The organism is Nocardia shimofusensis NBRC 100134 (assembly GCF_001613125.1).
In the GTDB taxonomy this organism is placed as follows: Bacteria; Actinomycetota; Actinomycetes; order Mycobacteriales; family Mycobacteriaceae; genus Nocardia; species Nocardia shimofusensis.
In genome coordinates this window covers 250,192-263,435 of record NZ_BDBT01000007.1, presented here as the reverse complement: position 1 = coordinate 263,435, position 13,244 = coordinate 250,192, and the positions used below count along the sequence as shown (strand labels likewise).

The following is a 13,244-nucleotide window of genomic DNA, read 5'->3' as shown; positions in this document are numbered from 1 at the left end:
TAACAGAGCATGGAGCTCGAGCGCGCATCTGTCGGCGCTCTGACGGACCCTTGGCTACAGGTGGTGGCGAAATCGCCGTGTTTCGGCTTTCATGGAAGGCGGGAGAATCGGCAGGCCTGGAGGAGCCATGCCTTTCGATCTCCACGGTGAGCCCTCTACTGGCCATCTCGGCGCCAGAGCCCGTCCTTGGCGTTTGTCTCCCGCGGCGGCGCGCTCATCGTTCACCTCTACTCGCACCAGCACACCGGTCTGCCGTTCTTGGCGGAGGGATAGCCACGCCCGAACGCGCGCGGCTCGTGATTGGTACAGAACGAGGTACCGGTCGTCATCGGTCAGCTACCAGTCGGCCAGCGTAGCCCAGGACGTGCGCCGTGTGCCCTGATGGCAGCAACGCGCATGATCAGGCTGCCAGAAGCCGCACGAACGATGTCACTGTCGTCGTTCCAGAGGACCCGCCTCAGCTCAACGCCATGGCCGCTAAAGTGTTGCTGGAGATCATTCTCCGACACGTCCGCGAGACTCGTGGCGAGACCGTCGATAGTCCCCGACCGAGTCCAGCATCAACACCACGGCCGACTCCCTCCATCTCAACTCCCGAGGAGGAGGAGGCAGTCCGGCCAGGTCACCACCGAACGCCGATGTCTTTCTCACCCAGCAGGAGGAATCGCAGCAATGATCAGGTTCGCTTTCGCCGGGCGGGTCTCCACCGAAGACCAGCAAGATCCGGAAGCATCTCGCAACTGGCAGCTCGGGCGAGCGAACGCCCTGGTCGGTCAGCACGGGCAGATCGTCGTCGAGTTCTTCGACATCGGGCAGTCCCGGTCGATCCCGTGGAAGCGCCGCCCCGCAGCCGGGCGGCTGCTCGAGCTACTCAAAGAACCCGAGCGAGGGTTCGACGCGGTCGTGATCGGCGAACCGCAACGCGCGTTCTACGGCAACCAGTTCGGGCTGACGTTTCCGGTCTTCGTTCACTACGGCGTGCAGCTGTGGGTGCCGGAGGTCGGCGGTCCGATCGACCCGGACTCCGAAGCACACGACCTGATCATGTCGGTGTTCGGCGGCATGTCCAAAGGCGAACGCAACCGCATCAAGATCCGCGTCCGCGCCGCCATGGCCGCCCAAGCGCAAGTCGAGGGCCGCTACCTCGGCGGCCGACCACCCTACGGATACCGCCTCGCCGACGCCGGGCCACATCCCAATCCGGGCAAAGCCGCCGACGGTAAACGACTGCATACCCTTGAACCCGACCCTGTCACCGCGCCGGTGGTGCAACGGATCTTCAGCGAGTATCTGTCCGGCATAGGGATTTTCGCTATCGCGCAACGACTTACCGCTGACAACATCTTGTGCCCGTCGGCCTACGATCGCAGGCGTAACAGCCATCGCTCCGGCGCTGCGTGGTCCAAGAGCGCGGTGCGCGCGATCCTGGGCAATCCGCGCTACACCGGCTACGAGGTATGGAACAAACAGCGCAAGCAGGAGTCCCTCATCGACGTCGATGACGTCGCCTTGGGCCATCACACCCGCCTGGCGTGGAACCCGAAGAACGAGTGGGTCTACTCCGACCAACCTGCCCATAGCGCCCTCATCGGTAAGGACGCCTTCGAGCAGACACAACTACGGCTCGCCGCCCGAGGCCCGCAATCGACGGGCAGGACCACGACCCGCCGCCAGCACCCATACGCCTTCAAGGGGCTGCTGTTCCACGACGCCTGCGGACGCCGCATGCAAGGAAACTGGAACCACGGGCTGCCGCACTACCGCTGCCGGTATCCCTCCGAGTACGCCCTCGCCAACAAGATCGACCACCCGACCACCGTCTACCTGCGCGAAGACCAGCTCAGCGGTCCGATCGATTCATGGTTGGCCGATATCTTTCATCCTGACCGGATCGAGCATTCGCTGACCATGCTCGAGGACGCGCAGACCGACAACACACCCGCCATCGAGAGTGCACGACGAACACTTGCCGAACACGACCGCAAACTTTCCCGGTACCGAGCAGCGCTCGAAGCAGGCACCGACCCGGCCCTTGTGGCGGGCTGGACCCAACAAGTTCAACGCGAACGCCAGGCCACAGCGGCACAGCTCGCCACGCTGGAAGCCGAGCAACGTGGAATTCGCCCCCTGACCCGGGAGGAGATCCACCAGCTTGTGAAGTCCCTGGGCGGCCTAGTTCACATACTGAAGGCAGCTGACCCCACCGACAAACTCGAGGTCTACCGGCAACTCGGCCTGAAGCTCACCTACGACCACAAAAAACGGATGGTCGTGGCAGAAACTGCTCCACAACCACCCGTGTGCGTAGTGTCTGTGTCCGGAGGGGGACTTGAACCCCCACGCCCTATACGGGCACTAGCACCTCAAGCTAGCGCGTCTGCCATTCCGCCACCCGGACTCGTGCTGTGTTCAGTTGTGTGGCCCACCAGGGCCGGTGCATCAAGATCATAGACGTCGGGCCTGGCGAAATACCAAATCGCGGCCCCGGTGGGCGATCGGTCAGGGGTGGGTCATGGTGAGGAATTCGGCGGGGGTTCGTCGTGGGGTCGGTTCGTGGTGCTCGGCATCGGGGGCGACGCCGACGCGGATCACCACTTGCGGAATGCCTTCACGCCCGGCCAGATTCGCGACGACCTGACGCGTCGTCGGGGCTTCGGTGATGTGGGTGAGGGGACAGGTGGACAGCCCCGCGGCAGCGCATTCGAGCAGGATCGCCGACATCGCCTCGCCTGTGTGCAGCCACGAGTACGGGGTGTCGCCCGGGGTACTCAGCACCAGCAGTGCGGCCTCGTCCTGGAGATCGGCGCGGCGGCTGGACTCGCCGGCGGGGGGAAAGACGCGACCGGCCGGGACACGCGACGATTCCTCCTCCGAGGCCAGGGCGTGCGCGGGGACGCCGTACGGCGTCTGATCGTGGCCGGTCCACCAGCGGAGTTCGGCTTGGTAGGGCATGTCGTAGTGGCGTAAGGCCGTCGAGTGTTCCGCGGCGGAGGCCAGGCGCTCCGGGGCGGTCTCGTCGAGGACGGCGAGGGTGACGTCGTGCGGGTCGGCGAGTTTGCGGGCGGTGCGCACGAGGGTCACCAGATCGCCGGGGGTGTGCAAGGGGAGGCGGTCGGTCCGGCGTTGTTCGATCGCCTGGGCGCGGGCCCGCACGCCGGGAGGCGGGTCGGGCCAGGGGCGGAAGGTGAGGGTGGCGAGCTGTTCGGGGTGGGCCGAGGGCGGGAAGCGGTCGACGTCGGTGTGCCAGCCCGCGGCGGCGAAGGCGGTGCGAGCGTGATGCAGCATCGCTCCGCAACTGATCATCAGTTGCCTGCCGTTCGGGTCGGTGGCGGTGAGGCGGCGTTCGTCGTCGCGGAACAGGCGTAGCTCGCCTCCGTCGAACTCCCACCGCCACGGCTGGGTGTTGTGGATCGACGGTGCTCGCGAGGCGCGGGCCATGACGGCGAACACAGTCGGCTGGTCGGGGACCGTGAGTTCGGCGCGGTGGTCGGTCATAGGACCAGTGTGGTCCCCGAACGCCCTTCTGAACAGGGGTGATCGGCCACCGGATGGGGCAGGGCGTGCCACGGGAGAGGCGGGCGATCGAGTGGCCGACGACTCTTGCGGACGTCGCTCTCAGTGGTCGTGCGCTACGAGAACCGGGCAATGTGCCCGTTGGATCATGGCGTTGGCGGTGGAGCCCAGCGGCAGACCAGGAAATCCACCACGACCGCGTGCCCCGACGACGAGCAGTTGCGCTGTCTTCGACCACATCAGGAGGTGATGACGCGCACCGCATCGGTAGACGTGCTGCTCGACGGTGACTTCCGGGTACTTCTCGCGCCACGGCGCCAGCCCTTCGCCCAGCAGCGCCAGCGCGGCGGCCTCGGTCTCGGGTGGTGTCTCGTCCTCGACCGCCTCGTCCAGTTCGCCGAAGGGCAGATCGCTCCACGCGTGCACGGCGATCAATGGACAGCCGCGCTCGCTCGCCTCGGCGAATGCCGCCTCGACGGCGCGGTAGCTCGCGAGGCCGCCCCGATGATCGGCGTCGATGCCCACGACCACCGGGCCGGTGCCGTCGTCGCGGCGGCTGAACTCGGAGTCGCGGACGACGACGACCGCCCCTTCGGCATGACCGGTGACCGCGAGCAGGATCGAGCCGAGATGAGTGGTGGCGCCGCCGGTCCCGGTCGCGCCGAGCACGAGCAGGTGGGCGGTCGGAGAGTAGCCGATCAGCGCGGGAGCCGCGCCTCCGTCGAGCAGTGCGGTGTCGATGACGACGTCGGGCTCCACGCGACGAGCGATCGCGGCGGCGCTCAGCAGTCGTTCGACGCCGCGATCGCGGACCGAGCGGATGGCGAGCGCATCGGGATCGGTCAGGGCATCGTGCGAGGGGTCGATGTCGAGCGCGTGCACGAGCACCAGTCGTCGCCCGCGTCGCACGGCCACCGACGCCGCCCAGCGCACCGCGCGCTCGCTGCCCACGGAGCCGTCGACTCCCACGACGACGGCGGCTGATCGGCTCCGGTGCGGATCGGGGGCGTGCGGAACAGACATCGGGATGCCCTTTCGATGCTGCGGGACCGGGTTACCTGCCCGCACCGCCACCGCGATCGGGTCTGCGACGATTCTGCGATCCCGGCATCGCGCGCGAAACGGGCTAGGGTCCCGGACCGCAAGGGCTTTGGGCCTCGATCCGCACCGGAGGAGGAATCAGTGGTGCGGGGGCTCGCCGGTGACGATGTGGTCGGCGTGGTTGAGTCCCTCTTCGACCAAGCGGGTGACGTGCCCGCCACGCAGCCGGTAGATCACCCGGCGGCCTTCGCGGCGGGTGTCGACCAGTCCGGTGAACCGCAGCTTCGCCAGATGCTGGCTGACCGCGGTGCGGGAGGCGCCGCAGGCATCGACGAGCGCGGTGACATCGGCTTCGCCGTGGGTGAGCAGCCAGAGCAGGTGCAGGCGGGTGGGGTCGGCGAGCATCTGGAAGATGCCGGTGGCGGCGTCGAGGCGGCTGGGGTCGGGGGAGACCGGGTGCTTGAGGCTGGCTTCGGGCTCGGATTGTCGGCTCGCCACGTGCTCGGCCATCGCCCTCACCACTCTCATCGCATCACCGGCACTGCTTCCAGGGGCCGGCCCGCCGGCGTGGTTCGCGCGGCGGCAATAGCTGCGAGTGTAGCGATCAGGGCCGACGAGGCCGCCGCGATGCCAGGTCCGGCGTGTGCGCCGAGCCATCCGGCGAGGGGGTAGGTGAGCAGGAAACAGGCGTGCGACAACGAGAACTGCGCGGTGAAGACGGCGGGTAGTTCCGGCTCGGCGCATTCCGAACGCAGCAGGCGAGCGGAAGGAGTATTGACCGCCGAGGTGCCCATGCCCAGCGCCACCCAGCACAGGCCGAGCGCCGTCCAGCCCGTCGTCGGACCGAGGCCCGCCGTGAGCCACAGGGCTGTCACGACCAGCGCCGCCGACACCAGCGCGCAGCCGGTGAGCATCAATGTCCGGTCCGTGACGAGGGTGAGCACGCGCGGCACGGTCAGCGCGACGACCATCGAACCCGCGCCGTAGCAGGCCAATGCGATCGCCACGCCGGTGTCGGATCCGCCGAGGACATCGCGCACGAAGACGACCGTGCCGACCACGACCAGCGCCGTCCCCGCCGCCACGACCATGTTCATGGCGAGCAAACCGCGCAGAACGGGCCGCGCCAGCATCACCCGGGCTCCTGCCAGGATCCGGTCGACCAGCGGTGTGGACCGGTCGACGGCAGCGCGGCGGGGCAAGGCGGTCCGCACCACCAGCAGCGCGGAGAAGACGAATCCCGCCACGGTGCCGAGGAACAGCCAGTGATAGCCGATCACCGTCAGCAGCAGCGCGGCCAGCATCGGGGAGAACAGCGCCTCCAGGTCGTAGGCCAGCCGTGACAGCGACAGCGCCCGCGTGTAGTCCCGCTCGTCGGGCAGCACCGAGGGGATGACCGATTGGAACGCGGGCGTGAACGTCGCCGAGGCGGCTTGTAGGAGGAAGATCAGCACGTAGATCTGCCAGACCTGTGACACCGCGGGCAGCAGCAACGCGACACCCGCCCGCACGACATCCGCGGTGACGAGAACCGTGCGCCGGGGCAGCCGGTCGGTGACGGCCGCGACCACCGGCGCGATCCCGACATAGGCCACCATCTTGATCGCCAGCGCCGTGCCGAGTACCGCGGCGGCCGCGCTCCCGGCCAGGTCGTAGGCGAGCAGCCCGAGCGCGACGGTCAGTAGCCCGGTTCCCACCAGCGCGACCACCTGCGCCCCGAACAACCGCCTGAACACCGGATGACCGAGCACATCCCGGACATCTCCCGCACCGCTACCTCGATCCACGCCATATTTTCTACACGTGCGCACGTGCGCACGCAATGTTTGATCGACGGCCGCGTGATCACCCCGATACGCCTACCTTCCCCGCGCACGGTAGAACTGGTTCCAGTCGGGCGGCGTCGCCCGCGAGATCGAGAGGTTGTCGGCGTGGACAAGGACTCCTTCCGGAAACTGTTCGACCTGAGCGGCCGGACCGCGATCGTCACCGGCGGGACCAGGGGCATCGGCCTGGCCATCGCCGAGGGACTGGCCTGCGCGGGTGCGAATGTCGTCGTCGCCAGCCGCAAGCCGGAAGCCTGTGAGAAGGCCGCGACACGGCTGCGTGAGCTGGGCGCCGAAGCGCTCGGCGTGCCGACCCACCTCGGTGAGATCGACGCCCTGCGCGGTCTCGTCGACGCCACCGTGGAGCGCTTCGGCGGCATCGACATCATCGTCAACAACGCCGCCAACGCGTTGGCGCAGCCGCTGGCGACGATGCAGCCCGAGGCGGTCGAGAAGTCCTTCGCCGTCAATGTCAACGGACCGCTGTTCCTGGTCCAGGCCGCCTTGCCGCACCTGCGGGCCAGCAAGCACGCGGCGGTACTCAATCTCGGCTCGGTCGCCGCGCTGCAGTTCGCCGGCGCACTGTCGATGTATGCGGCGGGCAAGGCCGCGTTGCTCTCGTTCACCCGATCCATGGCGGCCGAATTCGCCGCCGACGGCATCCGCGTCAACGCCATGGCGCCCGGCGCGGTGAACACCGACATGGTGCGCAAGAACCCGCCGGAGTTCATCGAGGCGATGGCCCAGGCTCCGCTGTTGCGCCGGATCGCCGAACCCGACGAGATGGTCGGCACCGCGCTGCTGTTGTGCTCGGACGCGGGCAGTTTCATCACCGGCCAGACCGTGCTCGTCGACGGCGGCACCGTCGCCCGCTGACCCTTCCGTTACGCCGCCCCGGCCGCGACGTTCGGCGCGCTGTTCATCCGGCGCGGCACGTCGGCCGGCGACATGGGCCGGCTACTTCGCGTCCGCTCGGGACATGATCGCCACCAGGAAGTCGGAGTCCTCGGTGAACGGGCGCAGGTCCCAGGTCGACAGCAGCACGTCGACCTTCAAGCCGTTGGCCTTGGCGTCGGTGCGGAAATCGGTGAAGGCGTAGTCGCGCCCCGCGCCGAACCCGACGACCGCGCGCCCGTCCGGGGCGAGGTGGCGCGCGAATCCGGCCAGCACCGCGCCACGCGTCTGCGGGGCGACGAAGGTGACGACATTGCCCGCGCAGACGATCGCGTCGAAGTCGGCCTGGATCCCCCGGCCGGGCAGGTCGAGCTGGGCGAGATCGCCGACCAGCCAGGTCGGACCGGGGTGATCGGCTTCGGCGGCCGCGATCAGCACCGGGTCCACATCGACGCCGACCACCACGTGCCCCACCTCGTGCAGATGACCGCCGACCCGGCCCGGCCCGCACCCCGCGTCGAGTACCCGTGCGCCACGCGGCAGCATCGCGTCGATCAGCCGTGCTTCCCCGACGAGATCGTGACCTTCGGCCGCCAGATCGCGGAACCGCTGGATGTAGCGATCGGAATGGGTCGGATCCTCGGCGACGATCTCCTCCCATTTGCTCGGGACTCGCTCACCCTGGCTCATCGTCGATTCCTCTCCGTCGAGTGGTCTGTCCCTCGATCCTGCCCGATCGCCGTTGCGGTCGAATCCCCACCACCCGCAGGCGACGATGACGGTGCTCGCTCCCGCAGAGGAATACGGAGAGGCCGAACGGGCGCCCCTGCACACGGCCGGAATCTCCAGGGAAGAGGTCGTCGGCATCCGTGAGCGCGTCGGCGCGCTCATGTTCCACTACAACTTCGTCGCCATGGCCTGGGAGTGGGTCGCTATGGGGCTGCACGACCTCCTTCTCGCCGCCTGCGGCCCACTCGTCGCGCCGGAGGTTCGAGCCGAACTCGGCGACCTGCCCGCCTGCTACGACTGGGCCGTGCGGATAGCCGAGCGACACCGCTGATCGGCGAGCCCGGAGCTGTCAGACCGCGGCGAGGCTGTCGAGGAAGAACGCCCGGATGTCTCCGGCGAGCAGGTCCGGCACCTCCAACGCGGCGAAGTGCCCGCCGCGCTCGAACTCCGACCAGTGCCTGATGTCGTAGAGCCGCTCGGCCAGCGGCCGCACCGATTGGGTGATGTCGTGCGCGAACACCGCCACGCCCAGCGGTACCGGGCACGGTTGCGTCCGTCGGGGTGCGTCGTGGTGCAGTCGCGCCGAGGACGCGGCGGTGGCGGTGAGCCAGTACAGCGAGATGTCGGTGAGCATCCGCTCGTCGCTCACCGGCGTGCGTGGATCCGTCCACTGCGCGAAACGCTCGGCGATCCAAGCCAATTGGCCGACCGGTGAATCCGTCAGCGCGTAGCCGATGGTCTGCGGCGTGGCGGCCTGCAGCGCCTGGTACGGCGGACGGTTCGCCATCATCTGCTCGACTTTGTCCAGTCGTGCGACGTCGGTCGCGGACAGTTCGACGCCGGCTTCCGGGTCCGGTCGGGTCGGCAGGTAATTGACGTGCACGCCGACCACCTGTTCGGGCGCCACCGAGCCCAGTGCTGTGGAGATGCCCGAGCCGAAGTCCCCACCCTGGGCGCCGTAGTGCGCATACCCGAGCCGGCGCATCAGCTCGGCCCACGCGCGCGCGATCCGGACGATGTCCCAGCCGCGTTCGTGGGTCGGTCCGGAGAAGCCATACCCCGGGATGGAGGGAATCACCAGGTGGAAGTCAGGTGACAGCGGCTCGATCACGTCGAGGAACTCCAGGAACGAACCCGGCCAGCCGTGAGTGAGGATCAGCGCGAGCGCGTCCGGCTTCGACGACCGGACATGGACGAAATGGATGTTCTGGCCGTCGATTTCGGTGGTGTAGTGGGGGAGTTCGTTCAACTCGGCTTCGTGCGCGCGCCAGTCGTATCCGGTGCGCCAGTATTCGGCCAGCTCCCGCAACCGGCCCAGCGGGAAGCCGTAGTCCCAGCCCGCGTCGGCGACCTCGTTGGGCCAGCGGGTACGGGTCAAACGGTCGTTCAGGTCGTCGAGGTCGGCCTGGGGGATGTCGATGCGGAACGGTTCGATCATGATCTGCACTCCAGGTGGTGTTTCCGGCGCCTGCCGGGGGTCAGTGCTCACGCATCCACAGCAGCGCGGTCCGGGACTCACGGAGCCGCCAGCCGACAGGCGTGCGCACTACGGTGCAGGTCAACCGCAGACCGCTGATCCGATGGGGCGGACTGCCGTCGCGATAGAAGTAGACGAGCGAGTTGGCCGATGCGGTCGCTCGGTCGCCGTCGAGGTCCACCATCAGGTCGGTGGTCAGGTGCTGGGTGTGTTCCCCCTCGACCTGGGCTCGGCGCAGGAATTCGACAACCGTGTCGAAGCCGCCGAGGTCGCCTCGCGGGCCGTGGATCTCCACATCGTCGGTGAAGACGGCGTCGGCATCGTCGTATCGCCGCGTGTCGAGCATGAGGGCGAATCGGGTGAACAGGTCGGCGATCGCGAGGCGGTCGGCCATCGGGGTGTCTGTGGGCAACGCGCGTCCCCTTTGTTGGTAGAGCCAATGTTGGTTCGACCAATCATACCCGAATTAGTTGGCTGCACCAACAATGTAGGGTCGCTGTCATGGAGGAGACGCCCGAACGACTGACCGCCAAGCCGAGCTGGCTGCTCACCCAGCTGGCGGTGCACGCGCACCGGCTGGCATCCGAGGGCTTCGCCGAGGCGGGGGCCCGCGGATACCACTACCGAATCCTGGCCACGCTGGACGAATTCGGCCCGGCCAGCCAGGTGGAGATCGGTCGCCGGGGCAATATCGACCGCAGTGACGTGGTCGCGGCGATCAATCAACTCGCCGAGCAGGGGTACGTCGAGCGCTCACCGGATCCCGGCGATCGCCGCCGCAATGTCGTCACCCTCACCGAGGCCGGTGCGGGGCAGCTGCGTCGGCTGGACCGAACGCTCGACAAGGTGCAGGACGAACTGCTCGCACCGCTGGGGACCGGCGACCGAGAAACATTGACCCGCTTGCTGTCTCAGCTCCTCGCTCATCACCAATAGCGACGAGCGCGGGTCCGGAGCCGGTACGGTAACCGGTGTCCCGCCTACCGATCGGTAGGGACGCGCCTCGGTCGAGGCGCATGGTGACTCGGACTTGGGGAACTCACATGCTCGATGGAATCCGCGTGGCCGCACTGATGGCGGCAACCGTCGCCACCGGACTCATGGCCGGTGTCTTCGGGATCTACGCGGTGGCGATCATGCCCGGCCTGCGGACCACCGACGACCGCACCTTCATCGGCTCCTTCCAGGCGATCGACCGTGCCATCGTCAATCCGCTGTTCCTGGCCACCTTCATGGGCGCCCTGATCCTGTCGGCGGCGGCCGCTCTGCTGCACTTGAAGGACGGCGATCGGTCGGTCCTGATGTGGGCGGCAGCCGCGGCGGTGCTGTATCTGATCGCGGTCGTGATCACCGTCGCGGTGCACCTGCCGCTCAACGACGCGTTGAAGGCCGCCGGGGCGCCCGCGGACATGGCGGACCCGGCGGCGGTGCGGAGGGCGTTCGACGAGGCTCGCTGGGTGTCCTGGAACATCGTCCGCGTGGTCGCCAGCTCGGTCGCATTCGGCTGCCTGGCGTGGGCGCTGGTGCAGTGGGGCCGGACGCGCTGAGCCTGTCCGAGGTGATGGCCTATGTGGCGTAGGTGAGATACGGGACACGGTTCCTCGTTCCGGCATACGACTCTACCCTCCCGTGAGGGTAGAGTTCGGCTCGCTGAGTGGTAGCCGATGTCGATGCGCGTCCGGCAGTGTGGCCGACGCGATCACTGTCCACCCGTTTCGGGGGGCATCCACTCGCGGTCCCGATGACTACCTCCCCGGCGAGCGGTTTCGCGTCCGCCGGGGTGCGCCCGCGTGCGCGTGATGCATGGAAATGGAGTGCCGATGGTGTCGACGACACATCGACCGGCCGATGAGGGTTCGGTGCGGGCCGCGCTGCGCAGCCCGAAACGGTTGCGCACCGAGGTGTTGGCCGGTCTGGTCGTGGCGCTGGCGTTGATTCCGGAAGCGATCTCGTTCTCGATCATCGCCGGTGTCGATCCGCGGGTGGGGTTGTTCGCCTCGTTCACCATGGCGGTGACCATCGCGATCGTCGGCGGTAGGCGGGCGATGATCTCCGCGGCGACAGGTGCGATCGCGCTGGTCATCGCGCCGTTGGTGAAAGACCATGGCTTGGACTACCTGATCGCGGCGGTGATCCTGGCCGGAGTGCTGCAGATCGTGCTCAGTGTGGTCGGGGTGGCCGAGCTGATGCGGTTCATTCCGCGCAGTGTGATGGTCGGGTTCGTCAACGCCCTGGCGATCCTGATCTTCCTCGCGCAGGTTCCGCACCTGCTGGGGGTGCCGTGGCTGGTGTATCCGATGGTCGCCGTCGGGCTCGCGGTGATGGTATTGCTGCCGAAGCTGACCACCGCGGTCCCGGCGCCGCTGGTGGCGATCGTCGCCTTGACCGTGGTCACCGTGGTGTTGGCGCTGAACGTGCCGAATGTCGGCGACCAGGGCGAGTTGCCGTCGAGCCTGCCGTCGCTGCTGATGCCGGACGTGCCGCTGAGCCTGGAAACGCTGCAGATCATCGCCCCCTACGCTTTGGCGATGGCCTTGGTCGGGCTGTTGGAGTCGCTGATGACCGCCAAGCTGGTCGACGACATCACCGACACCCGTTCCGACAAGACCCGCGAGGGCTGGGGTCAGGGTGTGGCCAACATCGTCACCGGGTTCTTCGGCGGCATGGGTGGCTGCGCGATGATCGGCCAGACCATGATCAATGTGAAGACCTCCGGTGCCCGCACCCGCATCTCCACGTTCCTGGCCGGTGTGTTCCTGCTGATCCTGGTCGTCGGCATGGGCGGGCTGGTCGCCCGGATCCCGATGGCGGCGCTGGTGGCGGTCATGATCATGGTGTCGGTGGGCACCATGGATTGGCACTCCATCGCACCGAAGACGTTGCGGCGCATGCCGATCGCCGAAACCACCGTCATGCTGGTGACGGTCGCGGTCACCGTCGCGACCCACAACCTCGCCTACGGCGTCATCGCCGGTGTGCTCACCGCGATGGTCGCTTTCGCGCACCGGGTCGCCCACTTCACCGAGGTCGACAAGGTCGCCGAGGCCGATACCGACCACGACGGCCAGGTCGGCACCCGGGTGTACAAGGTGCGCGGAGAGTTGTTCTTCGCCTCCAGCAACGACCTGATCTACCAGTTCGACTACCTCGGCGATCCGGCCAATATCGTCATCGACATGTCGGATGCACACATCTGGGACGCCTCCACCGTGGCGACGCTGGACGCCATCACCACCAAATACGCAGCCAAGGGCAAAACGGTGGAGATCATCGGCCTCAACCCGGCCTCGGAGGCCCGCCACGAGCGGCTGTCCGGGCACCTGGCCGGCGCCCACTGACATGGGCGCCGAGACCAGCGGCTACTTTCAGATCGGGCAGGTAGCCGAACGCACCGAGTTGTCGCTGAAAACGATCCGCCACTACGACGAGATCGGCCTGGTGCAACCGTCGGCGCGGTCGAGCGGCGGGTTCCGCCTCTACACCGAGGCCGACATAGACCGGCTGCTGGTGATCCGCCGCATGAAGCCACTCGGGTTCACCCTCGCGGAGATGAAGCACCTGCTCGACGCCCTCGCCATGCTCGACGACCCCACCGCCGACGCGGTTGCCCGTGCGGCGGCGCAGGCGGATCTGCTGGCGTATCGGAACAAGGCCGACGACAGCGCCGAACGACTGCGGCGCCAGCTCGCCTATGCGGAGGAGTTCACCGTTTTGCTCACCACCCGCACCTCGCTGCCCTCGGCGTGATCGGACTGCTCCCGGCC

Annotated in this window: 13 protein-coding genes, 1 tRNA gene and 1 pseudogene; 7 read left to right on the top strand and 8 right to left on the bottom strand. The window is 67.8% G+C overall.

All coding sequences use genetic code 11. The annotated features are described in order from the left end of the window. Positions 1-381: 381 nt before the first annotated feature. Positions 382-1,572: pseudogene (locus NS3_RS30030) on the top strand (recombinase family protein); the annotation flags it as partial. Positions 1,573-2,314: 742 nt separating this feature from the next. On the opposite strand, the gene NS3_RS10720 reads toward NS3_RS30030, so the two are convergent. The 5 genes from NS3_RS10720 to NS3_RS10700 all read right to left on the bottom strand — a co-directional run bounded on the left by NS3_RS10720 (position 2,315) and on the right by NS3_RS10700 (position 6,341). Continuing rightward, positions 2,315-2,398: transfer RNA gene (locus tag NS3_RS10720), tRNA-Leu, on the bottom strand. Between the two features lie 101 nt (positions 2,399-2,499). Further along, on the bottom strand, positions 2,500-3,495 hold the full coding sequence (locus tag NS3_RS10715; RefSeq protein WP_067857552.1) for an Acg family FMN-binding oxidoreductase: 996 nt from the start codon (positions 3,493-3,495) through the stop codon (positions 2,500-2,502). Between the two features lie 120 nt (positions 3,496-3,615). Continuing rightward, the gene (locus NS3_RS10710; RefSeq protein WP_067857549.1) at positions 3,616-4,536 is read right to left on the bottom strand and encodes a universal stress protein; all 921 of its coding nucleotides are present in this window, start codon (positions 4,534-4,536) and stop codon (positions 3,616-3,618) included. Between the two features lie 156 nt (positions 4,537-4,692). Next, the gene (locus NS3_RS10705; RefSeq protein WP_084495314.1) at positions 4,693-5,082 is read right to left on the bottom strand and encodes an ArsR/SmtB family transcription factor; all 390 of its coding nucleotides are present in this window, start codon (positions 5,080-5,082) and stop codon (positions 4,693-4,695) included. Beyond that, the gene (locus NS3_RS10700) at positions 5,079-6,341 is read right to left on the bottom strand and encodes an MFS transporter (protein WP_067857543.1); all 1,263 of its coding nucleotides are present in this window, start codon (positions 6,339-6,341) and stop codon (positions 5,079-5,081) included. Before NS3_RS10700 ends, NS3_RS10705 begins: the two co-directional genes overlap by 4 nt. Before the next feature lie 144 nt (positions 6,342-6,485). Here NS3_RS10700 and NS3_RS10695 point away from each other — a divergent pair, with 144 nt between their 5' ends. Next, complete coding sequence (locus NS3_RS10695) at positions 6,486-7,256, top strand: SDR family NAD(P)-dependent oxidoreductase (RefSeq protein ID WP_067857540.1); 771 nt, start codon at positions 6,486-6,488, stop codon at positions 7,254-7,256. Between the two features lie 81 nt (positions 7,257-7,337). Here NS3_RS10695 and NS3_RS10690 read toward each other — a convergent pair whose 3' ends face one another. Beyond that, positions 7,338-7,964 carry a methyltransferase domain-containing protein gene (locus NS3_RS10690; protein ID WP_067857537.1) on the bottom strand — a complete coding sequence of 209 codons (627 nt, stop codon included), beginning with the start codon at positions 7,962-7,964 and terminating at the stop codon, positions 7,338-7,340. A gap of 85 nt (positions 7,965-8,049) precedes the next feature. Between NS3_RS10690 and NS3_RS10685 the strand changes: the two genes are divergently transcribed. Next, a complete protein-coding gene (locus tag NS3_RS10685) occupies positions 8,050-8,334 on the top strand; it encodes a hypothetical protein (RefSeq protein WP_067857534.1) in 285 nt (94 codons plus the stop codon). 18 nt (positions 8,335-8,352) lie between these two features. Here the strand turns inward: NS3_RS10685 and NS3_RS10680 are convergent, their stop codons facing one another. Together NS3_RS10680 and NS3_RS10675 are read right to left on the bottom strand one after the other, a co-directional pair. Continuing rightward, entirely contained in the window at positions 8,353-9,441 is a 1,089-nt protein-coding gene (locus NS3_RS10680) for an epoxide hydrolase family protein (protein ID WP_067857632.1), read from the bottom strand. 40 nt (positions 9,442-9,481) lie between these two features. After that, the gene (locus NS3_RS10675) at positions 9,482-9,892 is read right to left on the bottom strand and encodes a nuclear transport factor 2 family protein (RefSeq protein ID WP_067857531.1); all 411 of its coding nucleotides are present in this window, start codon (positions 9,890-9,892) and stop codon (positions 9,482-9,484) included. Positions 9,893-9,981: 89 nt separating this feature from the next. On the opposite strand from NS3_RS10675, the gene NS3_RS10670 reads away from it, so the two are divergent. The 4 genes from NS3_RS10670 to NS3_RS10655 all read left to right on the top strand — a co-directional run bounded on the left by NS3_RS10670 (position 9,982) and on the right by NS3_RS10655 (position 13,227). Next, positions 9,982-10,416: a MarR family winged helix-turn-helix transcriptional regulator gene (locus tag NS3_RS10670; protein WP_067857529.1), complete on the top strand. Its 435-nt coding sequence runs from the start codon at positions 9,982-9,984 to the stop codon at positions 10,414-10,416. Between the two features lie 107 nt (positions 10,417-10,523). After that, positions 10,524-11,027: an anthrone oxygenase family protein gene (locus tag NS3_RS10665; RefSeq protein WP_067857526.1), complete on the top strand. Its 504-nt coding sequence runs from the start codon at positions 10,524-10,526 to the stop codon at positions 11,025-11,027. 273 nt (positions 11,028-11,300) lie between these two features. Then, positions 11,301-12,818: a SulP family inorganic anion transporter gene (locus tag NS3_RS10660; protein ID WP_067857523.1), complete on the top strand. Its 1,518-nt coding sequence runs from the start codon at positions 11,301-11,303 to the stop codon at positions 12,816-12,818. Position 12,819: 1 nt separating this feature from the next. After that, the gene (locus NS3_RS10655; protein ID WP_067857520.1) at positions 12,820-13,227 is read left to right on the top strand and encodes a MerR family transcriptional regulator; all 408 of its coding nucleotides are present in this window, start codon (positions 12,820-12,822) and stop codon (positions 13,225-13,227) included. Positions 13,228-13,244: the final 17 nt, after the last annotated feature.

Excerpts from the sequence above, each read along its gene's own strand:
- NS3_RS10715 (WP_067857552.1), bottom strand. The coding sequence starts at position 3,495 with ATGACCGACCACCGCGCCGAACTCACGGTCCCCGACCAGCCGACTGTG.
- NS3_RS10710 (WP_067857549.1), bottom strand. The coding sequence starts at position 4,536 with ATGTCTGTTCCGCACGCCCCCGATCCGCACCGGAGCCGATCAGCCGCC.
- NS3_RS10705 (WP_084495314.1), bottom strand. The coding sequence starts at position 5,082 with ATGAGAGTGGTGAGGGCGATGGCCGAGCACGTGGCGAGCCGACAATCC.
- NS3_RS10690 (WP_067857537.1), bottom strand. The coding sequence starts at position 7,964 with ATGAGCCAGGGTGAGCGAGTCCCGAGCAAATGGGAGGAGATCGTCGCC.
- NS3_RS10685 (WP_067857534.1), top strand. The coding sequence starts at position 8,050 with ATGACGGTGCTCGCTCCCGCAGAGGAATACGGAGAGGCCGAACGGGCG.
- NS3_RS10680 (WP_067857632.1), bottom strand. The coding sequence starts at position 9,441 with ATGATCGAACCGTTCCGCATCGACATCCCCCAGGCCGACCTCGACGAC.
- NS3_RS10670 (WP_067857529.1), top strand. The coding sequence starts at position 9,982 with ATGGAGGAGACGCCCGAACGACTGACCGCCAAGCCGAGCTGGCTGCTC.
- NS3_RS10665 (WP_067857526.1), top strand. The coding sequence starts at position 10,524 with ATGCTCGATGGAATCCGCGTGGCCGCACTGATGGCGGCAACCGTCGCC.
- NS3_RS10660 (WP_067857523.1), top strand. The coding sequence starts at position 11,301 with ATGGTGTCGACGACACATCGACCGGCCGATGAGGGTTCGGTGCGGGCC.
- NS3_RS10655 (WP_067857520.1), top strand. The coding sequence starts at position 12,820 with ATGGGCGCCGAGACCAGCGGCTACTTTCAGATCGGGCAGGTAGCCGAA.